This window comes from Massilia sp. ZL223 (genome assembly GCF_018119395.1).
In the GTDB taxonomy this organism is placed as follows: Bacteria; Pseudomonadota; Gammaproteobacteria; order Burkholderiales; family Burkholderiaceae_D; genus Telluria.
This window is the reverse complement of the sequence record NZ_JAGPWD010000016.1, coordinates 1-25661: the sequence shown is the minus strand read 5'-3', so window position 1 is coordinate 25661 and position 25661 is coordinate 1. Positions and strand designations below refer to the sequence as shown.

Sequence of the window (25661 nt, the reverse complement as noted above, 5' to 3'; positions counted from 1 at the left end):
CGGCGCCGGCGGTCGGGAAATATACCGGCACCAATTCTTAACGCTTGATTCCTCAAGCGTAGAGCGGGATCAGGATGTCGTAGGCGTTGTCGGGCCGCGCGCCGTCGTGCAGGGTCGGCGTATAGCGCCGGTCGTAGCGCTCCAGGCGGAAGCCCTCCGTATCCTGCACCATGCCCAGCTGCTCGATGGCCGCGAAGCCGGTCACATAGGTGGCCTGCACGCGCGCCATCGGACCGCGGTGGGTCAGCATCGCGTAGCGCCGCGCCGGGATGCGGATCCCGATCATGCCCGGCGGCAAGTTGTTCAGATCGGCGACCTCGGCCGCGATGCACTCGATATGCACCCCGTCCTTTTCTTGCAGATTCACGCCGTAGCGCAATCCATTGGTCTCGCCCAGCTCGCGCTCGCGTTCGAGGAAGGTCTTCCAGACCTCCGGCATGTCCGTTTCCAAGACCGAGAACGGACCTGCGAACGGCAGGCCGGCGAGCTTCATTTCAGGTAGTGTAACGGTTGAGATGTGCATGATATCGGCTATGCAAAAGGACTCAAGAATTATATCCTTAACTCTTAGACAATATTGGCATGGACGCAATCGTGCGCGTAAATTGTCGCGATAATGATTCAAACCCTTGCGAACAGCGCTCATTTTCTTTCCGCGCGGAATATGAAGCTGTTGAAGCAGAACAAATCGGTCCGCAGTCCAGCCCCCGTTTCTTGCAGTTCGTCGCAAACCGGCCCCGGCTTGCAAGGGGCTCCCTACAATGGCCTCATCAACCAACCGGAGACAGCCATGAAACGCGTAGTGATCGCCGCCCTTCTTTCCCTCGCCTCCCTGTCGGCAGCCGCCGGCGAACAGTCGCGCAGCGTCACGCCGTTCAAGGCGATCGACGTGCGCGGCCCCGTCAGCCTGGTGGTCGAAGTGGGCAAGAACTATTCGGTGCGGGTGCAGGGCGACCAGAAATACATGGACCGCGTGACGAGCGAGGTGGTCAACGGCGAGCTGCGCCTGAGCTTCAAGGAAAAGTCGAACATCCAGATCAGCGACGACGACCGCGTCATCGTGACCCTGCCCGAGATCGCGAGCTTCCGCGGCGAAGGCGCCGGCCTGATCAAGCTGAACAACGTCAAGGGCGAGCACTTCGACGTCAACTACCGCGGCGCCGGCAGCCTGCAGATGAGCGGCGAAGTGCGCAGCCTGCGCCTGCAGGCCCAGGGCGTCGGCGAAGTCAACGCCCGCAACCTGGTGGCCCAGGACGCCGATGTCAGCTTCGAAGGCATCGGCTCGGTCGAGGTGCACGCCAAGAACCGCCTCAACGCCAGCGTGCAGGGCATGGGCAGCCTCACCTACTACGGCAACCCGCGCCAGCTGAACAAGGTGGTGGCAGGCATCGGCAGCGTGGTCGCAGCCAAGTGAACTAGTCGTTGACCAGTTCCAGCAACACCCCTGCGTGACAGGGTCCGTCGAGCGGGCACCAGCAGGCCAGGTTGTGGCCGCGCAGCGCGGTCCTGGCTTCGGCCAGCAGGGCCTGGCCCGCCGGATCCTCGGTCACCCAGCGGCGGTAGGCGGCCACCGCCTCCGCCACGCTCGGCATGGCCACATAGCGCTTGCCGCCGCGCGAATCGACCGGCGTACCCGGCGCCAGGTCCGGCATCACCGAAAACGGATTGCCCCATTTGCCGGGACGCGCGACCGAGATCGTATTCTCCGGCATGCGCCATCCCTTCTTCCTGCTCAGCTGCACCCGATGCGGCTTCATCCCGTCTCCTTGGTTGGCTTCTTGCCGGCGCTACTTTACCTGAGCTGGCGGCGCCCAGCAGCATCGCGCCGCCTGCGGTAGAGTAAAGGCTGTACGCCCATGCTGCCGGCGTGCGCCATCTTCAGGAGAACACGTTGTCGCCAGCACGCAGGACCATCGGCATCCTCGCCTTCACGCAGATTTCCTCGTGGGGCGCCTTGTACTACGCCTTTGCCGTCCTGGCGCCGGCGATCCAGCGCGACCTCGGCATCGGCAAGGAAGCCGCCTTCGCCGCCTTCTCCTGGAGCCTGCTGGTGGCCGGCGTCGCGGCCACCCCGGTGGGCGCCCTGGTCGACCGCCACGGAGGGCGCGGCGTGATGGCGGCGGGCTCCATCGTCAGCGCCCTCGGCCTCGCCTGGCTGTCGCGCTGCACCAGCGTCGCCGGCTACTGGGGCGCCTGGAGCGTCATCGGCCTGGCCATGTCGCTGACCCTGTACGAGGCAGCCTTCGCCACCATCAACCGCAAGCTCGATCTCGGCGCGCCGCGCGGGATCTCGACATTGACCCTGTTCGCCGGCTTCGCCAGCACCATCTTCTGGCCGCTGACCCTGGCAATCTCCTCGCGCCTGGGCTGGCGCGACACCTATCTTGCCTACGCCGGCCTGCAGCTGGCCGCCTGCCTGCCGCTGCACCTGTGGCTCGGGCGCGACGCCCCGCATCCGCCCACGCCCGCCCATGCGCCGCGCGACAGCCACACCCTGGGCGAAGCGGTGCGCCATCCGGCTTTCTGGAAGCTGGCGCTGGCCTTCTCCGCCAACGTCTTCATCTTCTCGGCCCTGGCGGTGCACCTGATCCCGCTGCTGCAATCGCTCGGCCATGCCGCCAGCACCGCCGTGCTGCTGGCCGCGCTGGTCGGTCCGATGCAGGTGGCGGGGCGCATCGGCGAACGCACCCTGGCGCGCGGCGCCACGCCGCAGGTGATCGGCCGCTTCGTGTTTTCCACCCTGCCCGGCGGGCTGCTGGCGCTGGCCCTGGCCGGCACGCAGGCCTGGGGTGTGGTGCTGTTCTGCGTGCTGTACGGGATGAGCAACGGCGTGCTGACGATCATCCGCGGCACCCTGCCGCGCGCCCTGTTCGGCGCCCGCAACTACGGCGCCATCACCGGCGCGATGGCCGTGCCCTCGCTGTTGTCGAAGGCCATCGGGCCGCTGGTCGGCGCTACCCTGTTGACCGGGCCGTCCGGTCCGCTGGTGCTGCCGCTGGTGCTGTGCGGCTTCGCGGTCGCTTCGCTGCTGCTCTACCTGTCGGCGGTCCGCCAGCCGGCCGCGCAGGCGGTAACGCTGCCCTCCAGCGCGCACGGCCCCGGCGCCTGACAGCTTAGCTCCCCAGCGTCACCGTGCATCCGGCGCGGATGGTGTTGTGGACTTCGGCGACCGCATCGGTCTCCGCCAGCAGCCTGGCCACGTCCTGCGCTGATGCCGGCGATTGCACGCTGGCTCGATAACGGATATTGGTGGCGGCCAGGCCGACGCCGGGGAAATCCGCGCTCGCCTCGACCTGCACGCCGTCGAGCTGGATGCCTAGCCTTCGCGCCTCGCGATACAGGTCGTTGCAATAGCAGGTGGCCAGCGCCAGCATCAGGAATTCTCCGCCGTTGACGGCGGAGCCGCCGCCCGGCTTGCCCGGGATGGCGAGCGGCTGGTGCGTGCCGTTGGTGTCCACGGCAACCGTGTGCGCCGCGGCGGCGTTGTCGACAACAGCGGTAATGCGCATGCCTGCCTCCTCGTGGAGTATGTCGGCGCCGTCAGCCGAGGATGGTGACGACCACCTTGCGCCGGTGCGGCGCCGTGCGGTGCTCCCACAGATAAATACCCTGCCAGGTGCCGAGCAGCAGGCGCCCTGCTCCGATCGGAACGCTCAAGCCGGTATCGGTGAGCATGGTGCGCCCGTGCGCCGCCATATCGTCCGGACCTTCGGTGTCGTGGCGGTAAGCGCGGTCGCCGTCGGGCGCCAGGCGCGCGATGATGGTTTCCAGGTCGCGCCGCACGTCGGGGTCGGCGTTCTCGGTGATCGTCAGCGAACAGCTGGTGTGCTGGACGAAGACGTGCGCGATCCCGGTCTGTACTCCCGATTGCGCGACGAAGCGCGCGACCTCGCCGGTGATGTCGCGCGTGCCGCGGCCTGGTGTCGGGAATTCGAGGATGGTCTGGTGTGCCATGAAACGCTCTCCACAAGACAGCGGCATCAGCGCCGCATCGATTCCATGCGCGGCAGCAGCACCGCCAGGATGCCCAGCAGCGGCAGGTAGGACGCGAAGCGGTACACCTGCTCGATGCCGGCGGTGTCCGCGATCGCGCCCATGGCCGCGGCGCCGATGCCGCTGATGCCGAACATCAGGCCGAAGAACAGGCCGGCGATCATGCCCGGCTTGCCCGGCACCAGTTCCTGCGCGAACACCACGATGGCCGAGAAGGCGGACGACATCACCAGGCCGATCACCACCGACAGCACCGCGGTCCAGAACAGGTCCGCATAGGGCAGCGCCAGGGTGAACGGGGCCGCGCCCAGGATCGAGAACCAGATCACGCGCTTGCGGCCGATGCGGTCGCCGATCGGCCCGCCCGCGAAGGTGCCCGCCGCGACGGCCGCGAGGAACAGGAACAGGTAGAGCTGGGCCGTATCGACCGACACATGGAATTTCTCGATCAGGTAGAAGGTGTAGTAGCTCGACAGGCTGGACATGTAGATGTACTTCGAGAACACCAGCAGGGCCAGCACCGTCATCGCCCACACCACGCGTCCGCGCGACAGCGCCGGGCCGGCGTGCGCGGACGCCTTGGGCGGCGCGTTGCGCAGGTGGCCCGCATACCAGCGGCTCACGCCCACCAGCACCGCCACCGCCAGCAGCACGACCAGCATCAGCCAGGCGATCCGGCCCTGCCCATGGCCGACGATGATCGCGGCCGCCAGCAGCGGACCGAAGGCCGAACCGAGGTTGCCGCCCACCTGGAACAGCGACTGGGCGAAGCCGAAGCGGCCGCCCGAGGCCAGGCGCGCCACGCGCGAGGCTTCGGGGTGGAAGGTCGAGGAACCGACGCCGATCATGCCGGCGGCAACGAGCAGCATGGCGAAACTGCCGGCCGTGGCCAGCAGGGCGACGCCGGCCATCGTCACGCACATGCCGACCGGCAGCAGGAAGGGAATCGGGCGCTTGTCGGTATACAGGCCGATCCAGGGCTGGAGCAGCGAAGCGGTGCACTGGAAGGTCAGCGTGATCAGGCCGATCTGGGTGAAGCTGAGCGCGAACTCCTGCTTGAGCAGCGGATAGATCGAGGGCAGGACGGCTTGTACGCAGTCGTTCAGCAGGTGGACGAAGGCGACGGAGAACAGGATCTGCATCACCGTGGCCGGCGGCGCAAGGGAGGACCCGGGCGCGGCGGCGGGTGCGCGAGGCGGTGTGGACATGGCGAGAATCTGATTGAAATGCCGGACCAGTGTACTACAGTGGACCTAAGCGGCGCTCGCCGCGTCACGCCAGCCTGACCAGCCGGCCCGCGGTTCCATCTTTTGCGCCAACTCAAGGGCGCCACCGGCCGCCGCAACTTCGGGCCCGCGCCCGACTCCATTAGCAAGGACCCCGCAGGTTCTTGCGGCAGGCGCAGCAGGCTCACCAGGAGGAAACAATGGCTCATGATCCCGACAAACGGTGTTGCGGCTGCGACGACCAGGGTGGTGGCGGCGGCCGCGGGGATGGCGGCAAAGGCGGCGGCAACGAGGGCGGCGCAAGCGGGCAGCCGCCGGGACGCGGTCCTCTCGGTCCCGGCAAACGGTATGTGCGCGCCCTGGCCACGCCAGGCGCGCCGCTGCGGCCATCCATCTACGACGCGCCCGAACCGCTGAGCGAGGTGACGGTCGCCGCGCCGGGACAGGTGCCTGTGCATGCCGTCGTGCCCACGCGCGAGGTCTCGGAAGGCCTGATCGCGCAGCTGCGGGCCGGCTTGAAGGACTTGCCGCGCCTGGAGTTCGGTCCCGGCAAGGGCGCGGTCGACATCCGCCTCGAGGATCCGGACGGGAAGCAGGTCAAGACCGGATCCGCCGTCCTCTCCGGACCGGACGGCAACATCGCCATCCCCATCGATCCCGCCACCCGGCGTTTCCGCCGCGGCGGCCTGCCGCCGGGCGACTACGAGCTCAGGACCGCCTCCTCCGGCGCCGGGCGCAATGTCATGCGCCTGCAGGTGCGCGAAGGCGACGTCACGCGCGCGGCCGTGCGGCTCGACGGTTCGCCTCTGCGCGGCAGCGCCACCGTGCGGCTGGCGGTCAGGGGAACGCGCGCCCGCGAACTCAAGGTGCGCGGCACCGACCTGCTCAGCGGAAAAATCGTTTTCGAGGGCAAGGCCAAGCTCAGCAAAGGCGTCATCGAACTGGACCGCATTCCCCACGGCGCCATCCACTGGGACGTGTTCGACGACGACGCCCGCTCCTGCTACGACACCGACGTCAACGACCTCCTCGACCTGTTCGACCTGGGCGACATCCCGGTGCTGGTGCTCGCCCCGGCGCCGGTCGTCGATCCCGACCCGCCCGACCGCCGCTTCGACGGCCTGCCGCTGCGCTACGCGGGCATCGCCCGCGTGCTGCCCGAACTCGGCATCCATTCGCTCGAGGAGCTGGCCGCGGCGGAACCCGAGGCCCTGTTCCACCGCATGCTGGAGCAAAAAGGCAAACGTTCGATGCCCGTCCACAGCCGCCTGTTCGGCGAGGCGATCAACGCCGCGCGCACCCAGCTCGGCGCCAGGCGCATCGGCGGCGAGGACCGGGCCGAAGTCCGCCTGGCCCAAGGCGCGACCTACGCCCGCAATGTCGCCGTGCGTTCGGCCGGCGAGGCGGAATTCATGGTCGACCTTGGCTCCGGCAACGAGGGCGAGCTGCTGATCCAGGGACCGCAGGGCAGCGAGAAGCGCAAGGTGAGCGGCGCCGCGCGCGTGAGCCTCGCGATCCGTCCGGAGGACCTGGCCGCCGGCGGCCAGTACCAGCTCAGCCTGACCAACCTGTCCGGCGGCGCACTGACCGGCATCGTCCACATGCGGCTGCCGGACGAGCGCCTGGTGCACGGCTTCGGCTACCTGGTCCCCACCGTCAAGGAGCAGATCGAAAGCATCCTGCGCGGGCTGGCGGTGCGCAACCCCGGGCTGGGCACGACGGTGCCGGACGCCATCATGGAGCCGGAAAACATCCGCATGTGGCTGGACCGCGCGCGCAGCTTCATGGCGGCCGCCGGCGTCTGCAGCATCAACGACCTGGGACGCTTCCGGCTCGACCCCATGCGCATCCTGCGCACCGGCGCCTACGTGGCCCCGGTGGTGCAGCCGCCCACCGGCATTCCGCCGCTGACGCACTATGCGTTTGCCGAAGTCCTGTCCAACACCATCCTGTACTACCAGCCCAATGACGTGCTGCACGACACCGCCGTCATCATGGCTTCGTCATGGGATATACGGGGACAGCAAGTCGTGATCGGCAAGGAGGTGCGCGAACTGGTCGTGATCGTGCACCGTATCCTGCACGACGGCGCCAGCAAGATCTCCTGGGAGCTGCCGGCGCTGCCGCCGGCCAATGCCTACTGGCCCAATCCCGCCCCCAGCGGCGCCAACGGCTCGGCCGCCGGCGAGAACGGGCAGGATGGCGGGGATGGCGACGCCTTCCCTCACCCCTCGCGCAACGGCGGCGCCGATGCGGTGACCGGCGCCCCGATCGTCACAATGTACCTGCTCGACGCCACCAACAACCTGCCGCAGATCGACCTCAACGGCCAGAAAGGCGGCGACGGCGGACGCGGACAGGACGGCGGACGCGGGGGCGACGGCGCCCAGGGCTTGCGGGCCGACGGCACCTTCTTCGGCGGCTGCTGCCGCGACGTGGGCTTCGGCGGCCGGGGCGGCCAGGGCGGCGACGGCGGACGCGGCGGCAAGGGCGGGCGCGGCGGCGAAGGAGGCAAGATCACGGTCCTCACCACGCCGCCCGGCATTGCCGTGATGGCGGCCGCCCCTCCCCCGATCAGCCTGAATCCGGGCGAAGGCGGCGAAGGCGGGCCCAAAGGCAATCCCGGCGTGGGCGGCGTCGGCGGCCCCGCCGGCACGGCGGACTGCGAAACCTGGTGCGACGAGATGCCCGAGCGGCGCGGCGCGAATGGCGGCGGCGGGGCCGAAGGCGCCGATGGTCCCAAGGGCGATCCCGGTCCCGGCGTCGTCGAAGACGCCTCCCAGTTCCTGCCGATCACCGCCGCACAATGGCAGCAGGCCTTCAACAACCCGCACATCCTCACGCTCGACCTGTACGATGCCGAGCCGGGGCAAACGGTGCAGATCACCGGCATGCATTTCGACCCGGCGATCGACCGCGTGTATTTCGACGGCGTGAATCTCGGGCCGGTCGCCGGCAGCACCAGCGCTTCCTTCGTCGTCCCGCTGGACTCGGAAGGCGGCTACCACCCCGTGGTGATCCGTCCCAGCGGCGTCACCGACAGGCGCAGCAACCGCGCGATGCTGCGCGTCTTGCCCAAGCTCGACGACATCGCGCCGGGCACGCGCTGGGTCGAGAACCAGAACGTGACCCTGACCGGCCTGGCCTTCCGTCCGGGCCTGCAGGTGATCGCCGAAGACCGCTCGGTGTCGCCGGCGGCCGCCTTCAACCTGCCGGTCCTCGGCGTGACGCGCACCTCCATCAATCTCCAGATCCCCGGCGGCTTCCTGGGCGGACTGCGCGGCGTGCGCCGCATCGTGATCCAGAACCCGGATGGCGGCCGCAGCCGCGACGAACGCGTGGCGCGCATCAGCGACACCATCGTGGTGCGCTGCGCGGCATTCCGCGTGGTCGGCACCAGCGCCGGCGTCGGCACCACGCGCTCGGCGGCGGACATCGCCGGCCTGTTCGTCGAGGGCGCGGTGAATTCCGTCAGCATCCCCTGGGGACAGGCGCGCATCGTCTTCCGGCTGGTGCAGCCGGTGGGCACCCTGACCGTGTCCGACACCAGCGCCAATGTCTGGCCCGGCCTCAACACGGCGACCGACATGGGCCTGTTCACGGGCGCCCCTGGGGTGGCCGGCGCCCTCAACTTCTTCTTCGTGCGCGATGTCGACATCTCCACTGCCTATGCCTATTTCGGCGGCGGGCCGATCTTCATCGGCGACGAAGGCGGACCGCTCGGCCCGGTGGACTGGCAGCAAGTGGTGGCGCACGAGATCGGCCACGCCCTCTGCCTGCGCCACCAGTGCGACGGCGCGGGCGAAGGTCCGGGCACCTTCTTCAACCGTGAATGCCAGGACGGCGACGAGGACTTTCTCATGTATCCTTTCTGGGACACCTCGAACGGCATGGCGATCCATGCGGGCCAGGTCGACCCGGCGCGCACCGGCGCCACCAATTTCGAAGACGGCAAGACCGCATCGCTGCCGACCGCTTCGCTGTTCCAGACGGCCGTACCCACCGCCGTCGCCCAATGCCTGACGGCGGACCTGCAAAACTAGGGAGACCCGGCCATGCCTACCGAAAACGAAGTGCGCGTGCTGAAGATCCTGAGCGCCATCGAGATCCCGCCGACCGCGGGCCAGACCATCCAGTCCTGGGGCAACGAGGCGGTCACCGTCGTGTGCGAAGCGGCGCTGGGCACCTACCCCGGCCTCAGGCCCAAGGTGCGCAACAACGCGGTGGCGCTGCTGGGATGGATGGACCACCAGCAGGCGCAGGAAACCGTGCCGCTGCTGTTGAACGATTCGAACAGCGATGTGGCGATCCGTGCGATGCGCGCGGCGGGACGGCAGAAGAACGAGGCCGGCATCGACAAGCTTGCCGAGATGCTGAACCTGAAAGGCACCGAGCCCCTGCTTGCCGCGGAAGCCGTGAGCGCCCTGCTCACCATCGGCGGCCCGGAAGCGGCAGCTGCCGTGGCGGCCTACCGGGCGGCCAACCCGGCCGACCTGCCCCACCGTGGCAGCAGGGCAGTGATCAGCGTGCTGTCCGAATCGCTGCCGCCCGGTTCTGTCCCGTGAGCGGGCATGGGCGGGCAGCGACTTTCAGGCTGCTCAGGGGCCGAAGCGAGGCGCCGGATCGCGCAGGGCGATCCGCCGGAACAGCCAGAGAGCGCACGCGCCGTATAAGACAGGAACCACCACGATAAGGAGGGATGCAAGGAAAGTCATGACTGCATTGAAGGGCGAAGCCAGCGCTCCGCTCAGGGTGACGAAGCCGGCGATCAGCACATAGGCAGCGAGGCCGATATTGGCCGCCAGCCGGGTGGCTTTCTTCAGGGCCGCCAGGCCGCGTGCCTTGGCGTACATGTAGGCCGGCACGCCGATGACCAGGGCAAGGATGTAGGCAAGGAAGGTCAGCATCCCCGACACGAGCGTCAAGTCGCTCCCCAGGATCCCGAGGACAAGGGTGACCAGGAGCCCTGGAAGGCCGGGCGCGACCAGGAAGCCAAGCAATACGCGCAGTCGGCGCTTCGTCGTCTCGTTTCGCATGAGTGCGGCGATTATAGCGGACGGACCCGTACCATCGGACGAGCCGTGCCATCGGACGAGCGGGGCGATCGAACGAACCGGGTTTCCACACGCATCGCCTAGCGGATGGACTGGAAGGCCAGCTTGCTCCGCTAGCGTTGCCCAGCCCACATCAACAGGACGAGCCTGCGCTTCCCGGCACTCCCTCAGCGGCTTTCCTCGATCGGGCCAGCGGCCAGGAGCGGCTGCCACTGGCGGAACCAATCGCCAGCTTCCGCTTCCCATGGAAACACGCCAGCCGTGCTGGGGAAGACGATCTGCCAGGCGCGGAACGCGTCTCCCTGGTGGAGCCACCGCGCCCACCCCATGTACTGCTTGATACTCTCCGGGCTGACTTCCGCGATCAGGCATTCGAAGCCGCCCCCGAGCAGTTCACGGACCCGCGCGCCGGGCCGGATATCCGCTCCCGCCTTCATCTGCGCATAGCATTCGTGGATCGACATGTGGGCCACCTCATGCCTGAGGCCAACCATGATGAGCTCAGGCATGCCAAGTGTGCGTTCGATGCCGATCGAGTAGGAAAATGGCGGCTGATCGCCCTCCTCCTCCACGTGGATGATATGCAAGCCATATTGCTCGATGTCCGCCAGCGCCCTGCGCTCGGCCTCCTCGCCGTTGCAATCGTGGCCGCCACACTCCTCATCCTCGGCCTCTTTCTCCCAGCGTTCCCACTCCGCGCCGACTTCCGGACGAAAGGCGCTCCAGCCGAGCGGCAGGTCGCTGATCTCGGCCAGGGAGGGATCGTGCTCGAAGACGCAGCCGAGGCACAGCAGGACCGGTTCTCCCGGATATTCGGTGGTCGCATCGAGGAACTGCCAATCGCCGTCGGCATCGTGCGACACCCGCAATACCGGCAGCCGCCGCTCGGCGACACCGGCGGTGCAGTAGGTGACGGTATCGACGGCGTCGCCGAACGGCCAATGCGCGAACGAATGGGTATGTGCCGTCATCACCGTCTCCCTGGACTGAGGGCTCAGTCGAACTTGCTGAAGTCCGGCTTGCGCTTCTCGAAGAAGGCGGTAAAGGCCTCTTTCGCTTCCGGCGCCAGCAGCATGGCGGCAAACAGCTTGTTCTCGGCGGCGATTGCCTCGTTGATCGGCTGAGTGCGTGCGCGCTTCATCAGCGACTTGGTGGTGCGGATCGACGCCGCCGGCAGGGCCACCAGCTTGGCGGCCTGCTGTTCGGCGAAGGCGCGCAGTTCGGCGGCTGGCAGCACGCGCGCCACCAGACCCATCTCCAGGGCCTCTTGCGCGCCGAAGGCTTCGCCCAGCAGCAGCTTCTCGGCCGCACGGGTATAGCCGGCCAGTTGCGGCAGCAGCAGAGAGGAGGCGAATTCCGGGCACAGGCCCAGCTGCGAGAACGGCATCGAGAACTTGGCGTTGTCGGCCGCGTACACGATATCGCAATGCATCAGCAGGGTGGTGCCGATGCCGATCGCGGCGCCGGCGACGGCCGCCACCACCGGCTTGGTCGAGCCGGACAGCGCGCGCATGAACTGGAACACCGGGCGGTTTTCCGCAGGCACGCCAGGAATCGGGGCCGAGTTCTTCATGAAGTCGTCCAGGTCGTTCCCGGCGGTGAAGATTTCCGGCTTGCCGGCGATGAGGATGGCGCGTACGGCGGTGTCGCTCTCGGCTTCGACCAGGGCGTCGGCCATGGCCTGGTACATCACGGCGGTGATCGCGTTCTTGCGTTCCAGGCGGTTGAATTCGATGGTCAGCAGGCCGTTGGCCTTGTTGATCAGCATGTCCATGTTTCAGGGTCTCCGGTTCTTCTTAAGCTGGATGAACGCGTGGGCGGGAGACCCGCCCACCCTACGAGTCGCGGCATGTCCACGATGTAGGGTGGGCGGGGCGAGAGAGTCCGGTGGTCTCTCGAGCGAGCGCCCACGCGGTGATAGTTTGCGGCCGCATCATCGCACACGCTGGTGCGGCCACTATCGGGTAATTAAACGCGCTCGATGATACCAGCCGCGCCCATGCCGGCGCCGACGCACATCGTCACCATGCCGTACTTCAGCTTGTTGCGGCGCAGTGCGTGCACCACGGTCGCGGCGCGGATCGCACCGGTCGCGCCCAGCGGGTGGCCCAGGGCGATCGCGCCGCCCATCGGGTTGACCTTGCTGGTGTCCAGGTTCAGGTCGCGGATCACGGCCAGCGCCTGGGCGGCGAAGGCTTCGTTCAGCTCGATCCAGTCCAGCTGGTCCTGGGTGATGCCGGCTGCCGCCAGCGCTGCGGGAATCGCGACCTTCGGGCCGATGCCCATGATCTCCGGCGGCACGCCGCGCACGGCGAAGGAGGAGAACTTGGCCAGCGGGGTCAGGTTGTGTTCCTTCAGGATCTTTTCGCTGACGACGATCAGCGCGCCCGCGCCGTCCGACATCTGCGACGAGGTCGCGGCGGTCACCGAGCCCTTGGCGGCGAACACCGGCTTCAGCTTGGCCATGCCCTCAAGGCTGGCGTCGGCGCGCGGGCCTTCGTCCAGGTCCACGGTGCGGCGCTTGACCTTGATCTCGCCGGTGGCCAGGTCAGGGGTTCGGGTCACGATTTCGACCGGGGTGATCTCGTCCTTGAACAGGCCGGCCTGCTGGGCGGCGATGGCGCGGCGGTGCGATTCCAGGCCGAAGGCGTCCTGGTCTTCGCGCGACACCTTCCACTGCTCGGCCACCTTCTCGGCGGTCAGGCCCATGCCGTAGGCCAGGCCCACGTTCTCGTCCCTGAAGGTCTCCATGTTGATGGAGGGGTGGTGGCCCATCATCGGGACCATCGACATCGACTCGACGCCGCCGGCGATCATCACGTCGGCTTCGCCCACGCGGATGCGGTCGGCCGCCATGGCCAGGGCGGTGATGCCCGAGGCGCAGTAGCGGTTGACGGTCACGCCGCCGACGGTGTTCGGCAGGCCTGCCAGCACCACGGCGTTACGCGCCACGTTGAAGCCCTGCTCCGCTTCCGGGAACGAGCAGCCGACGATGGCGTCGACGATCAGGGCCGGGTCCAGGTTCGGGACGGCGGCCATGGCGCCGCGGATGGCGTGCACCAGCAGGTCGTCCGGACGGGTCTTGTTGAAGAAGCCGCGGGGCGCCTTGCCGATCGGGGTGCGGGTCGCTGCGACGATGTATGCGTCTTGAAGTTGTTTGCTCATGATTGTGTCGTCCTGTTTGTCCGCGGCTTAGTTACGAACCGGCTTGCCGGTCTGCATCATGCCCATGATGCGTTCCTGGGTCTTCGGGTTGCCCAGCAGCTCGATGAAGGCCTTGCGCTCCATGTCCAGCAGCCACTGCTCGGAAACCACGCTGCCCTGGTCGACGTCGCCGCCGCTCACGATCTCGGCGATCATGTCGCCCAGCTTGAAGTCGTGGGCCGAGATGAAGCCGCCGTCACGCATGTTGACCAGCTGGCCGCGGATCGTCGCCCAGCCGTAGCGGCCGGTGACGGTGATCGGGCGGCGCGCCGGGGCGCGGTAGCCGGCGTCGAACATCGAGCGCGCGGTGACCTTCGCCACGTGCAGCAGTTCGTACGGGTTGAAGACGATAACGTCGTCCTCCTTCAGGTAGCCCATGGCCTTCGCTTCCAGGGCCGACTTCGACACCTGCGCGGTGGCCGCGTTGGTGAAGCCGGTCTTCAGGAATTGCAGGATGTCGTTGCCCTTGGCTTCGGTGAAGGCGCGCACTGCCGCTTCCTTCAGGCCGCCGCCGGCCGGGACCAGGCCCACGCCCACTTCGACCAGGCCGATGTAGGACTCGATCGAGGCCACGCGCTTCGATGCGTGCAGCATCATCTCGCAGCCGCCGCCCAGCGCCAGGCCCGCCACGGCGGCGACCACCGGGATGTTCGAGTACTTCATCTGCATGAAGACGTTCTGCAGGTCGCGGACCATCGGGTCCATCGCCTTGGCGCCGCCCATCATGAAGGCCGGCATGGCCGACTGCAGGTCGGCGCCGGCCGAGAAGGCGCCGCCTTCGGCCGCGTCGGTGTTCCAGATCACCAGGCCCTTGTAGCCCTTCTCCGCTTCCGCCATGCCGCGCTGCAGGCCCTTCACCACGCCTTCGCCGATGACGTGCATCTTGGTCTTGAGCGAGATGACCAGCACTTCGTCGTCCGCGTGCCACAGGCGCACCGAGTCGTCCTCGAACACGGTGGTGCCGAAGGTTTTCGGATCGACGGTGGTCGAGCCCAGGACCGGGGCGCGGAACTGCTGGCGCTTGTACACCGGCAGATCCGACACCGGCACGTAGGCCTTCTTCGAAGCCGAGTACGAACCTTCGGCGGTGTGCACGCCCTTCTCGGCCACCTGGCCTTCGAAGACCCATGCGGGCAGCGGTGCGGAGGTCAGGGCCTTGCCTGCCTCGATGTCTTCCTTGACCCACTGAGCGATCTGGGTCCAGCCGGCCGACTGCCAGGTCTCGAACGGACCGACGCTCCAGCCGAAGCCCCAGCGCATCGCGAAGTCGACGTCGCGCGCGTTGTCGGCGATGCTGTCGAGGTGGATGGCGATGTAGTGGAAGGCGTCGCGGAAGATCGCCCACAGGAACTGCGCCTGCGGGTTGGTGGATTCGCGCATGGCCTTGAATTTCTTGACCGGGTCCTTTTCCTTCAGGATGCGGGCGACGATGTCGGCGGCCTTGGCGCCGCCGGCAACGTATTCGCCGGTGGCGAAGTCCAGGCGCTGGATCTCCTTGCCGACCTTCTTGTAGAAGCCGCCGCCGCTCTTCTGGCCCAGGGCGCCCTTCTCGATCAGCTTGGCCAGCACGTCAGGGGTCTTGTACACGCTGAAGAAAGGATCGTCCTGCAGGTTGTCCTGCATGGTCTTGATCACGTGGCCCATGGTGTCCAGGCCCACGACGTCGGCGGTGCGGAAGGTGCCCGACTTGGCGCGGCCCAGCTTGGCGCCGGTCAGGTCGTCGACCACGTCCACGCTCAGGCCGAACTTCTCGGCTTCGTGGATGGTGGCCAGCATGCCGAAGATGCCGACGCGGTTGGCGATGAAGTTCGGGGTGTCTTTCGCACGCACCACGCCCTTGCCCAGGGTCGAGGTGAGGAAGGTCTCGAGCTGGTCGAGGATTTCCGGGCGGGTGGCCGCGGTCGGGATCAGCTCGACCAGGTGCATGTAGCGCGGCGGGTTGAAGAAGTGCACGCCGCAGAAGCGCGCCTTCAGCTCGTCGTCGAAGCCTTCGGCCAGCTTGTTGATCGACAGGCCCGAGGTGTTCGAGGCGAAGATGGCGTTGGCGGCGATGTGCGGCGCGACCTTCTTGTACAGGTCGTGCTTCCAGTCCATGCGCTCGGCGATGGCTTCGATGATCAGGTCGCAGCCGGCCAGCACGTCGAGGTTGTCCTCGTAGTTGGCGACTTCGATCAGGGCTGCGTCATCCTTGTTGCCCAGCGGGGCCGGCGACAGCTTCTTGAGGTTGTCGATGGCGCGCAGGACGATGCCGTTCTTCGGACCTTCCTTGGCAGGCAGGTCGAACAGCACGACCGGGACCTTGGCGTTCACGCAGTGCGCAGCAATCTGCGCGCCCATCACGCCGGCGCCCAGCACGGCGACTTTCTTGACGATGAAATTGGACATGTAAGTATTCCTAAGAGTTAGCCCGTCATCCCCGCGCAGGCGGGGACCCAAGTGCTACGTGCGTGGCTACGGCACGAAACTTGGGTCCCGGCCTTCGCCGGGACGACGGTGTTTTAGCGTGACGGGTTTAGAACAGATCTGCGTCCATGGCCAGCAGGTTCGCCGAGCCCGAACGTGCCTGGCGGATCAGCATCGCGGTTTCCGGATACAGGCGGGCGAAGTAGAAGCGTGCGGTGTGCAGCTTGGCTTCGTAGAACTTGTCGCCGGAATCCTTCTTGGCCAGCGCGATCTTCGCCATCTGGGCGAAGAAGTAGCTGAACACCAGGTGGCCCACGACGCGCAGGTAAGGCACGGCGGCGGCGCCCACTTCGTCCGGGTTCTGGAAGGCCTTCATGCCGATTTCCATGGTCAGCTTGGTGGTCTTCTCGCCCAGTTCGCCCAGCGGGGTGATGAACTCGGACAGCGATTCGTCCAGGCCATTCTCTTCCACGAAGGCCTTGATCTTCTCGCCGAACTTGCGCAGCTTGGCGCCGTTGTCCATCAGGATCTTGCGGCCCAGCAGGTCCAGCGACTGCACGGTGTTGGTGCCTTCGTAGATCATGTTGATGCGCGCGTCGCGGACATACTGCTCCATGCCCCACTCGCTGATGTAGCCGTGGCCGCCGTACACCTGCATCGCTTCCGAGGTGGCGATCCAGCCGTTGTCGGTGATGAAGGCCTTGATGACCGGGGTCAGCAGCGCGACTTCGTCGGCGGCTTCCTTGCGCACTTCTTCGTCCGGGTGGTTCAGTTCGCGGTCGATCTGCAGCGCCATGTAGGACGAGAAGGCGCGCGCCCCTTCGGCGTAGGCCTTGGCGGTCAGCAGCATGCGGCGCACGTCCGGGTGCACGATGATCGGGTCGGCCGGCTTGTCCGGTGCTTTCGGGCCCGACAGGCTGCGCATCTGGATGCGGTCCTTGGCGTAGGCCAGGGCGTTCTGGTAAGCGACTTCGGTCAGGCCCAGCGACTGCATGCCGACGCCCAGGCGGGCGGCGTTCATGAACACGAACATCGCCTGCAGACCCTTGTGCGGCTGGCCGATCAGGGTGCCGACCGCGCCGTCCAGGTTCATCTGGCAGGTCGAGTTGCCGTGGATGCCCATCTTTTCTTCGATGGCGCCGCAGAAGATGCCGTTGCGGGCGCCCAGCGAGCCGTCGGCGTTCGGCAGGAACTTCGGCACCAGGAACAGCGAGATGCCCTTCGAGCCTTCCGGCGCGTCCGGCAGGCGCGCCAGCACCAGGTGGACGATGTTTTCCGACACGTCGTGCTCGCCGGCCGAGATGAAGATCTTGGAGCCGGTGATCTTGTAGGTGTTGTCGCCCTGCGGCTCGGCCTTGGTGCGCAGCAGGCCCAGGTCGGTGCCGCAGTGCGCTTCGGTCAGGCACATGGTGCCGGTCCATTCGCCCGAGACCAGTTTCGGCAGGTAGAACTTCTTCTGTTCGTCGGTGCCGTGCTCCTTCAGGCACTCGTAGGCGCCGTGCGACAGGCCCGGGTACATGGTCCAGGCCTGGTTGGCCGAGTTCAGCATCTCGTAGAACGAGTTGTTCAGGGTGACCGGCAGACCCTGGCCGCCGTATTCCGGATCGCAGGCCAGCGCCGCCCAGCCGCCTTCGACGTACTGCTTGTACGCCTCCTTGAAGCCCTTCGGGGTGGTCACGGTCTTGGTGGCCGCGTCATAGTGGCAGCCTTCGCGGTCGCCGGAGTGGTTCAGCGGGAACAGCACTTCTTGCGTGAATTTCGCGCCTTCTTCCAGCACCTGGTTGATGATGTCGGCATCGATCTCCTGGTAGGCGGGAAGATTCTTGAATTCGTCGGTGACGTTGAGGAATTCGTGCAGAACGAACTGCATATCCCGAATTGGCGCGACGTACTGACCCATGGTTTTCTCCTGACGAAGTAAAGATGTTTGACGGGCGGCGGGTTACGCCGCCTGGATGTCTGATTGTTGGTTGGGATTGCGGTAATTCTCGATCAGGCGATCGAAGCCGGCCTTGGCGCGTTCGACGGCGCCGGGCGCGCGCAGGAAGCGGGCGTCGTGGTGCAGGGCCAGGATCAGGCCGTACATCTCGTACACCAGCTGCTCGGCATCGGTGTCGGCGCGCAGGTGCCCGACCTCGATCGATTGCTTCACGCAGCGCAGCAGCGCGTTCTGCCAGGCCATCACCATCGACACCAGTTCGTCGCGGATCGGGCCCGGACGGTCGTCGTACTCCACGGCGCCGCTGATGTAGATGCAGCCCGAGGCGATCTCGACCGACACGCGCTTGATCCAGCGCGAGAACATGGCGACCAGGCGCGGCAGGCCGCGCGGCTCCTTGATGCTCGGGAAGAAGACTTCCTGTTCGAAGCGGTGGTGGTAGAGCTTGACCACTTCGAGCTGCAGGTCTTCGCGCGAGCCGAAGTGCGCGAACACGCCGGACTTGCTCATGCTCATGCGGTCGGCCAGCAGGCCAATGGTCAGGCCTTCGAGGCCATTGCGGCTTGCGAGCTCGAGCGCCACGTCCAGGATCGCTGCCCGTGTCTGCTCGCCTTTGCGCATGAATTTGGTTGAAGTATTGATGGCTGCCCCTGAATCGAAAAAAATCCGAACGCTCGTACTATTATCTATCAGACGAGGAATGTCAAACGGGAACTTAGAGGCGAAATTCTATTGATGCAAAACAAACAGCCGGCGCTTTGAGGGGCGCCGTTGAGGCTGGCCTGCCGGCCGGACGGGGTCAGGGGCAGGAGATTGTTATTTTAAGGATAAAGATACCGCGTTTTTGGGGGTTTGGGGTGGCAAATTAGCACGTGTGTGCGGGTTGGCAGGGCTTCGGATTGATCTGCGGCGCCTGTTGGCGGACCGCGGCCCCCGCCCGTCGTTCCGGCGAAGGCCGGAACCCAAGTTTGTATGTGTTGAGCTAACGCATGCGTTTGTGGCTACGGCGCGAACTTGGGTCCCGGCCTTCGCCGGGACGACGTGCTGGCGTACGAGGTGAAAGATGCGTGGGTGCTGCTCAGCCGCCCGCCTTCGACAGCGCGCGGCGGTCCCGCTTGGTCGGCCGCCCTTTGATATCAAGGCTCGGCTCCGGATACAGCCTGCGCGCCTCCTTGTCGTTCTCGCGCCGCGCGATGCTCTCGTCGGTCTCGAAGTACAAGGTGCGCGCCACCGGCGCCGGTCCGCGCGAGCCCGAGATCGCCGCGACGATCACTTCCCATCGGTCCGAACCATTGTCGATCAGGATCTTGTCGTTCACCTTCACGATCCGCGCCGGCTTGACCGGCTCGCCGCCGATTCGCACGCGGCCACGGTCGATGGCATCCGTCGCCAGCGAGCGCGTCTTGAAGAAGCGCGCTGCCCACAGCCATTTGTCGAGTCGTACGTTATTTTCTTCCATCATTCATTCCATTAGGCATAGCCGATCGCGAAGACCCGCATCGCCAGTTTATACAGCACATAGGCGATTTCATAGCTCGCGCGCCTGAACCAGCCCAGGTTGGCGAACTCCTCGGCGCAGACCGGCGTGCCGTCCGCGATCCCGCGCTCGATGTGCGCGCGCATGGTGGCGGCGAACACCGCGTCGTCCACCACCACGTTGGCTTCCTGGTTGAGGAAGAGCGACAAGCCGTCGCAGTTGCTGGACCCGACCGTGGCCCAGTCGTCGTCCACCACCGCCACCTTGGCGTGCAACTGGGTCTTGCGGTACTCGACCACTTTCACCCCGGCGTCCAGCAGCTTGGGATAGAAGGAATGCGCCACCGCATCCTGGATCGGAAACTCTCCGACGCCAATCAAGAGCGTCACATCGACCCCGCGCTGCGCCGCATGCGCCAGCGCCTTGCGGAACTTGCGCCCCGGCGCAAAGTAAGGCGTGGCCAGCAGCACGCTGTGGCGCGCCCGGCCCAGTGCCTGCAGATATGCGCGCTGGATGGTGCCGCGGTTGCGCAGGTTGTCGCGCACCACGAAGGCGGCGCGCGCAGGACGCTCGCAGGATTGCGGCGGCTGCTTGCGCATCTCGCGGAACAGGTCGATGCGGCGCCTGAGCTTCAGGTGCCCCACCCGCATCCACTGGGCCTGCGCCTCGCGGTGGATCTGGGCCACCAGCGGCCCGCGCACCCGCACCGAGAAGTCCCAGCGCGGGGCCGGCAGGCGCTTGCCCTTGAGGTGGTCGCAGATCCAGTCGTCGTTGACGTTGATGCCGCCGACGAAAGCAATCTCCCGGTCCACCACCACGATCTTGCGGTGCGAGCGCGCGATGCCGCGCCGGCACCAGGGATTGAACACGCGGTACTGGACGCCCGCGTCGCCCAGCAGCGCGCCCAGGCGCGTGGCGGGCCGGTGCTCGGTGCCGATCCAGTCGACCAGCACCCTCACCTTCACACCGCGCAGCGCGGCCCGGATCAGGGCGTTGCGCACCGCGCGGCCGGTATCGTCCTCGGCGAAGATATAGGTCTCGAACAGGACGTCGTGCTGCGCCGCGTCGAGCGCCTCGATCAGCGCCGGAAAATACGCGGTGCCGCTTTCGAGCAGGGTGACGTCGTTGTTGTCTACGTAGGTGACCGAACGCATGGCCTGGGCCACTACTCCAGCTGGAGTTCCGCCACGATCGGCGCGTGGTCGGACAGCTTGGCCCACAAGGGCCCGTGCATCACCTGCGCATTGTCCACCTTGAAGCCGCGCACATAGATCCGGTCGAGCCGGAACCAGGGCAGCGCGGCCGGGAAGGTGCGCGCCGGAGCCAGGCGCGGCTGGCGTCCGGCCCAGCTGCGCACCATGTCGCCCAGCGGCGAGCGCGGGCCGAGTTCGTCGAACACCTCGGCCACGCCGAGCCCGTTGCGCAGGCGGTCGCTGAGCGTGTTGCGCCAGTCGTTGAAGTCGCCCGCGATGATCACCGGTTCGCCGTTCGACGAAGCGTTGACGGCCTCGATCAGCTGCGCCGTCTGGCGCCCGCGGCTGCCTTCGAACAGGCCCAGGTGCACCACATAGCAGTGCACCTTGCCGGCCGGCGTCTCCAGCACGCAGTGCAGGATGCCGCGCTGCTCGTAGGCGTGATCGGAGACATCGTGGTTGTGCGAATTCTCGATCGGGAAAGCCGAGAGCAGCGCGTTGCCGTGATGGCCGTGGTCGTACACGGCGTTCATCCCGTAGGCGCTGTGATGCGCCTCGCCCTTGAAGTAATCGTACTGGGCCGTTTCGGGCCAGTGGCGGTGGTGGCCGTGCTCCTCCCTGCCGAAGCGTGCCTGGTACCGGTCGTGCCGGCCCTGCACCTCCTGCAGGAAAACGATATCGGCGTGGAATTCAGCGATCGCCTTCTTGAGAGCGATCACACGGGGCGTTGCACGTAGCGACGTCACGCCCTTATGAATATTGTAGGTGGCCACACGAATTTTCATGGGGACATTCTACCCGGATCGGAAGCGGGTTTTCCGGGACCGGGCCCAATCGTGCAGCGGTCCGGCCGGCGCGCGGGTACCGCGCCGGCAGACGCGTCAAGGGGGGCTCAACCGAATGCGAGCGCTTGTTCGACGATGGCTTCGTGGCCGGTCACCATCATCTTGCGTTTGGGAGCACGCTTTGCAGCAGTGATCTCTTCTGCGGACAGAAGCGGACCCATCAGACGCAGTCCGCACAGCAGGTCGACATAGATACAGCCGTCGCCGGTGCTGATTTCCTTCACCTTTTCCTCGCATTCGAGTTTGAAGTTGTCCATTGTTCCTCCTGAATCTTTCGATTTGAGTTTGTAACGAATTGTCACGGGCCGGTGAGGTGTTGACGATATTCCAGCACTTTCAGAGTGTCAACCAACGAATCTACGGTGCTGATCCAAAAACAACAAATTTCCTTTGGTCATCAAATCGCGAAAAAGACGGCCGTGCAGAGCTCGCTAAGAGTGAAAAATGTGGCTTTTGGGGGGTAAAAAACGCGCTATATGGGCGTCAACGCACAGAAAAAAATATTTACAGCACCAGCGTTCTTTTATCGAAAACTTCTGTTGCCGCTCTGTAATTCAGCAATATACGTTGACAGACTGTCTAGAACTAGCCCACTGCATGGGGGCAACTTTGTGACAAATGGTTATTTCCCGATGTGCCTGGGCAACTCGAGAATCGCTTCCGCGTTAGAGGAAGAGAAACATTTATCGGCGGCTTCCAGCAGCGGCAGCCAGGTGTGGCGCAGGTGTTCGCGCGGGCTCAGGGTGACCGCGATGTCGCGCGGCACGCAGACCGAGAACACGTGCTCGGTGTTGTGGGTGACGCCGGGCGCGTAGCGGTGGCGCCAGACGGGGTAGATCTCGTAGATATTGGACATCCGCCAGTCCAGCAGGCGGATGGCCTCGCCGTCGGCCACGATGCCGGTTTCCTCGAACAGTTCGCGGGTGGCGGTGGCGAGCAGCGGTTCGTCGGGCGCGTCCAGCGAGCCCGTCACCGATTGCCAGAACCCCGGACGGTCGGCGCGTTCGAGCAGCAGCACGTCCAGCGCGGACGTGTGGATGACGATCAGGACCGATTCGGGGATCTTGTGTGGTCTCATGGGCAGACAATACGGCCGTGCAGGCGCGTGTTGGACGCGTCGGCGGCAGAACCGCCGACCCTACGGATACGCGGCGACACACAGCCGCGTATCCGGTGGCGCATTACGCGACCTTCGGCTCGTTGCGCAGGCGGATGTGCAGCTCTTTCAGCTGCTTCTCGTCCACTTCCGACGGCGCGTTGGTCAGCAGGCACTGGGCGCGCTGGGTCTTCGGGAAGGCGATCACGTCGCGGATCGACTCGGAGCCGGTCATCAGGGTGATCAGGCGATCCAGGCCGAAGGCCAGGCCACCGTGCGGCGGCGCGCCGTACTGCAGCGCGTCGAGCAGAAAGCCGAACTTGAGCTGGGCTTCTTCCGCATCGATCTTGAGGGCGCGGAACACCTTGCTCTGCACTTCCTCGCGGTGGATACGGATCGAGCCGCCGCCCAGTTCCCAGCCGTTCAGGACCATGTCGTAGGCCTTGGCGACGCAGGCACCCGGGTTGGTCTCGAGCATGTCCTCGTGGCCGTCCTTCGGCGCGGTGAACGGGTGGTGGGTCGCGTTCCAGCGGCCGCTGTCCTCGTCGTACTCGAACATCGGGAAGTCGATCACCCACAGCGGGGCCCAGACGTCGTCGAACAGGCCGGCCTTCTTGCCGAATTCCGAGTGGCCGATCTTCACGCGCAGCGCGCCGATGGCGTCGTTGACGACCTTGGCCTTGTCCGCACCGAAGAAGATCAGGTCGCCGTCTTCGGCGCCGGTCAGCTCGAGGATCCGGGCCAGCACCTCGTCCGAGATGTTCTTGACGATCGGCGACTGCAGGCCGTCACGGCCCTTGGCCTTCTCGTTGACCTTGATGTAGGCCAGGCCCTTGGCGCCGTAGATGGCGACGAACTGGGTGTAGGCGTCGATTTCCGAACGCGGCATCGAAGCGCCCTGCGGCACGCGCAGGCCGACCACGCGGCCGCCTTCCATGTTGGCGGCGCTGTTGAAGACCTTGAACTCGACCGACTTCATCAGCTCGGTCAGTTCGGTGAACTGCAGCTTGACGCGCATGTCCGGCTTGTCCGAGCCGTAGGAGCCCATGGCGGTGGCGAAGTCCATCACCGGGAACGGGTTCGGCAGGTCGACGCCGGCCGCGTTCTTGAACACGGTGCGCATCATGTCTTCGAACAGGTCACGGATCTCCTGCTCGGTCAGGAACGAGGTTTCGCAGTCGATCTGGGTGAATTCCGGCTGGCGGTCGGCGCGCAGGTCTTCGTCGCGGAAGCACTTGGTGATCTGGTAGTAGCGGTCGAAGTTGGCGACCATCAGCAGCTGCTTGAACAGCTGCGGCGACTGCGGCAGCGCGAAGAAGTTGCCCGGGTTGACGCGCGAAGGCACCAGGTAGTCGCGGGCGCCTTCCGGGGTCGACTTGGTCAGCATCGGGGTTTCGATGTCGATGAAGCCCAGGTTGTCCAGGTACTTGCGCACTTCCATCGACACCTTGTAGCGCAGGCGCAGGTTGTGCTGCATCTGCTGGCGGCGCAGGTCGAGCACGCGGTGGGTCAGGCGGGTGGTTTCCGACAGGTTGTCGTCGTCCAGCTGGAACGGCACCGGCACCGAGGCGTTCAGCACTTCCAGGGCGGTGGTGTTGATCTCGATCTTGCCCGACTTCAGGTTGGCGTTGGCGGTGCCTTCCAGGCGGTTCACGACGGTGCCGGTGATGCGCAGGCAGTACTCGTTGCGCACGTGCTCGGCGGCCTTGAAGACGTCGGCGTTGTCCGGATGGCAGACCACCTGCACCAGGCCTTCTCGGTCGCGCAGGTCGATGAAGATCACACCGCCGTGGTCACGGCGGCGGTGCACCCAGCCGCACAGGCTGACGGTTTGGCCCAGCAGTTCCTCGGTGACGAGGCCGCAGTAATGAGTACGCATGGTGGACATAGTTTTCGTTCCAGGTTAGTTATTTCGGTTGCGCCACTGTCGCCAATGGCCCTGTTTTCTGCTGAGCTTCTTATTCGGGAGCGACGACGCCCATCGAGACGATGTGCTTCAGCGCCGCATCCACCGTCATGTTCAATTCAACGACCTTGCTGCGTTCCATCATCAGGAAGAAGCCCGAGGTCGGGTTCGGGGTGGTCGGCACATACACGCTCACGTAGTCGCCCACCAGGTGGTTCTTCACGTCCCCGCCCGGCACGCCGGTCAGGAAAGCGATCGTATAGGAATCCGCGTGCGGGTACGGGATCAGGACCGGGGTGCGGAACGCGTTGCCCGACGAGGAAAACAGCGTGTCCGACACCTGCTTGACGCTGCCGTACAGCGAGCTGACCACCGGGATGCGCTTGAGCAGGCGGTCGCCCAGGCGCACGACGTAGCCGCCGACCAGGTTATTGGTCAGCAGGCCGGTCAGGAACACGATGGCCAGGGTCAGGATCGCGCCGAAGCCGGGGATGTCCATCCCGAACACGGTGCGCGGCTGCCAGGCCTCCGGCACGATCAGGAGCGACTGGTCCAAGGTGCTGATGATCAGGCTCAGCACCCAGGCGGTGATCGCCAGGGGCACCAGGACCAGCAGGCCGGTAAGGAAGTATTTGCGCATCGCGTTCTCTTGTTCTTGTTGGACCGCGGCCCTGGGGGCCGCAGCGAATCAGGTGCCGCTCTTGCCGCCGCCGCCGGCGGCCGGCGCCGCTGCGGGAGCCGCAGCCGGCGCGCTGTCGGCCGACGCGGCCGGCGCGGCTGCCGGCGTCGCGCCCGAAGCCGTACCGGTCGCCGGCGGGGTGCCGCCGCGGAAATCGGTCACGTACCAGCCGGTACCCTTGAGCTGGAAGCCGGCAGCGGTGACTTGCTTCTTGAAGGCCGGCTTGCCGCACGAAGGACAGGTGCTCAGGACCGGATCGGACACTTTTTGCAGCACATCTTTGTTGAAACCGCATTCTTCGCAGCGGTAGGCGTAAATCGGCATGTGATACTCCGCAAAAATCTTCAAAACCCTGAATTATAAAGCTTTTGCAGCAGCTTTTGCCCGTTGGCCTGCCATGGAGCCGCCTGGAGCGCAACGGGGGAGCCAAACGGTGTTGTTTTTCACCATCGTCAACAACTCTTTCATTTGCTCAAGCACGGCCGAGGTGATTTAATACCATCTTTCTTTTAAGCATGTTGGCGGCAGCGATTGGCGGAAGATCACGCGCTGTTGTCTCCCCAGTTAAGAAGAAACAGAAGATCGGGCGCGGTGTTTCATCGCCGCCTGTCCGTAGAAGAACACTCGTTTCAAAGCCCGCGCAAGC

24 protein-coding genes are annotated in these 25661 nt (G+C 66.0%); 4 read left to right on the top strand and 20 right to left on the bottom strand.

Translation table 11 applies throughout. The features are described 5' to 3' along the window. Positions 1-52: 52 nt before the first annotated feature. Positions 53-523, bottom strand: a complete 471-nt coding sequence (locus KBW95_RS11935) for a GyrI-like domain-containing protein (protein ID WP_211526583.1) — start codon at positions 521-523, stop codon at positions 53-55. 267 nt (positions 524-790) lie between these two features. Here KBW95_RS11935 and KBW95_RS11930 point away from each other — a divergent pair, with 267 nt between their 5' ends. Continuing rightward, the gene (locus KBW95_RS11930) at positions 791-1414 is read left to right on the top strand and encodes a head GIN domain-containing protein (RefSeq protein ID WP_211526584.1); all 624 of its coding nucleotides are present in this window, start codon (positions 791-793) and stop codon (positions 1412-1414) included. 1 nt (position 1415) lies between these two features. On the opposite strand, the gene KBW95_RS11925 is transcribed toward KBW95_RS11930, so the two are convergent. Then, complete coding sequence (locus KBW95_RS11925; RefSeq protein ID WP_211526585.1) at positions 1416-1757, bottom strand: DUF4326 domain-containing protein; 342 nt, start codon at positions 1755-1757, stop codon at positions 1416-1418. A 134-nt stretch (positions 1758-1891) separates the two neighbouring features. Here KBW95_RS11925 and KBW95_RS11920 point away from each other — a divergent pair, with 134 nt between their 5' ends. Beyond that, the gene (locus KBW95_RS11920) at positions 1892-3109 is read left to right on the top strand and encodes an MFS transporter (RefSeq protein WP_211526586.1); all 1218 of its coding nucleotides are present in this window, start codon (positions 1892-1894) and stop codon (positions 3107-3109) included. Between the two features lie 4 nt (positions 3110-3113). On the opposite strand, the gene KBW95_RS11915 is transcribed toward KBW95_RS11920, so the two are convergent. The 3 genes from KBW95_RS11915 to KBW95_RS11905 are packed head-to-tail and all read right to left on the bottom strand — an operon-like array spanning position 3114 to position 5135. Continuing rightward, complete coding sequence (locus KBW95_RS11915; RefSeq protein ID WP_211526587.1) at positions 3114-3509, bottom strand: OsmC family protein; 396 nt, start codon at positions 3507-3509, stop codon at positions 3114-3116. Positions 3510-3540: 31 nt separating this feature from the next. Continuing rightward, positions 3541-3954 carry a secondary thiamine-phosphate synthase enzyme YjbQ gene (locus tag KBW95_RS11910; protein ID WP_211526588.1) on the bottom strand — a complete coding sequence of 138 codons (414 nt, stop codon included), beginning with the start codon at positions 3952-3954 and terminating at the stop codon, positions 3541-3543. Between the two features lie 26 nt (positions 3955-3980). After that, positions 3981-5135: an MFS transporter gene (locus KBW95_RS11905; protein WP_211526604.1), complete on the bottom strand. Its 1155-nt coding sequence runs from the start codon at positions 5133-5135 to the stop codon at positions 3981-3983. A gap of 284 nt (positions 5136-5419) precedes the next feature. Here KBW95_RS11905 and KBW95_RS11900 point away from each other — a divergent pair, with 284 nt between their 5' ends. Both KBW95_RS11900 and KBW95_RS11895 read left to right on the top strand, forming a co-directional pair. Further along, the gene (locus KBW95_RS11900) at positions 5420-9262 is read left to right on the top strand and encodes a hypothetical protein (RefSeq protein ID WP_211528336.1); all 3843 of its coding nucleotides are present in this window, start codon (positions 5420-5422) and stop codon (positions 9260-9262) included. A gap of 12 nt (positions 9263-9274) precedes the next feature. Then, complete coding sequence (locus KBW95_RS11895) at positions 9275-9784, top strand: HEAT repeat domain-containing protein (protein ID WP_211526590.1); 510 nt, start codon at positions 9275-9277, stop codon at positions 9782-9784. Positions 9785-9817: 33 nt separating this feature from the next. Here the strand turns inward: KBW95_RS11895 and KBW95_RS11890 are convergent, their stop codons facing one another. The 15 genes from KBW95_RS11890 to KBW95_RS11820 form a co-directional block, all read right to left on the bottom strand. Continuing rightward, a complete protein-coding gene (locus tag KBW95_RS11890) occupies positions 9818-10255 on the bottom strand; it encodes a hypothetical protein (protein WP_211528335.1) in 438 nt (145 codons plus the stop codon). A gap of 185 nt (positions 10256-10440) precedes the next feature. Then, positions 10441-11244, bottom strand: coding sequence for a DUF4262 domain-containing protein (locus KBW95_RS11885; RefSeq protein WP_211526592.1), 804 nt, complete (start codon positions 11242-11244; stop codon positions 10441-10443). Between the two features lie 23 nt (positions 11245-11267). Next, positions 11268-12047, bottom strand: coding sequence for an enoyl-CoA hydratase (locus KBW95_RS11880; RefSeq protein WP_211526593.1), 780 nt, complete (start codon positions 12045-12047; stop codon positions 11268-11270). 194 nt (positions 12048-12241) lie between these two features. Continuing rightward, positions 12242-13438: an acetyl-CoA C-acyltransferase gene (locus KBW95_RS11875; RefSeq protein ID WP_211526594.1), complete on the bottom strand. Its 1197-nt coding sequence runs from the start codon at positions 13436-13438 to the stop codon at positions 12242-12244. A 27-nt stretch (positions 13439-13465) separates the two neighbouring features. Continuing rightward, positions 13466-15862: a 3-hydroxyacyl-CoA dehydrogenase/enoyl-CoA hydratase family protein gene (locus tag KBW95_RS11870; protein ID WP_211526595.1), complete on the bottom strand. Its 2397-nt coding sequence runs from the start codon at positions 15860-15862 to the stop codon at positions 13466-13468. A 127-nt stretch (positions 15863-15989) separates the two neighbouring features. Next, a complete protein-coding gene (locus tag KBW95_RS11865) occupies positions 15990-17780 on the bottom strand; it encodes an acyl-CoA dehydrogenase C-terminal domain-containing protein (protein WP_211526596.1) in 1791 nt (596 codons plus the stop codon). Between the two features lie 42 nt (positions 17781-17822). Then, on the bottom strand, positions 17823-18440 hold the full coding sequence (locus KBW95_RS11860) for a TetR/AcrR family transcriptional regulator (RefSeq protein WP_211526597.1): 618 nt from the start codon (positions 18438-18440) through the stop codon (positions 17823-17825). A 457-nt stretch (positions 18441-18897) separates the two neighbouring features. Further along, complete coding sequence (locus KBW95_RS11855; RefSeq protein WP_211526605.1) at positions 18898-19278, bottom strand: RNA-binding S4 domain-containing protein; 381 nt, start codon at positions 19276-19278, stop codon at positions 18898-18900. Positions 19279-19289: 11 nt separating this feature from the next. Further along, entirely contained in the window at positions 19290-20450 is a 1161-nt protein-coding gene (clsB, locus tag KBW95_RS11850; protein ID WP_211526598.1) for a cardiolipin synthase ClsB, read from the bottom strand. 11 nt (positions 20451-20461) lie between these two features. After that, on the bottom strand, positions 20462-21274 hold the full coding sequence (locus KBW95_RS11845) for an endonuclease/exonuclease/phosphatase family protein (protein ID WP_211526599.1): 813 nt from the start codon (positions 21272-21274) through the stop codon (positions 20462-20464). Positions 21275-21381: 107 nt separating this feature from the next. Further along, on the bottom strand, positions 21382-21591 hold the full coding sequence (locus tag KBW95_RS11840) for a hypothetical protein (protein WP_211526600.1): 210 nt from the start codon (positions 21589-21591) through the stop codon (positions 21382-21384). 365 nt (positions 21592-21956) lie between these two features. Next, a complete protein-coding gene (gene nudB / locus KBW95_RS11835; protein ID WP_211526601.1) occupies positions 21957-22412 on the bottom strand; it encodes a dihydroneopterin triphosphate diphosphatase in 456 nt (151 codons plus the stop codon). Positions 22413-22515: 103 nt separating this feature from the next. Next, positions 22516-24309, bottom strand: coding sequence for an aspartate--tRNA ligase (aspS, locus tag KBW95_RS11830; RefSeq protein WP_211526602.1), 1794 nt, complete (start codon positions 24307-24309; stop codon positions 22516-22518). 79 nt (positions 24310-24388) lie between these two features. Beyond that, positions 24389-24976 (bottom strand): DUF502 domain-containing protein, encoded by a 588-nt coding sequence (locus tag KBW95_RS11825; protein WP_211526603.1) that lies wholly within the window; start codon positions 24974-24976, stop codon positions 24389-24391. A gap of 48 nt (positions 24977-25024) precedes the next feature. Further along, positions 25025-25339, bottom strand: coding sequence for an FmdB family zinc ribbon protein (locus KBW95_RS11820; protein WP_211528334.1), 315 nt, complete (start codon positions 25337-25339; stop codon positions 25025-25027). Between the last annotated feature and the right edge of the window lie 322 nt (positions 25340-25661).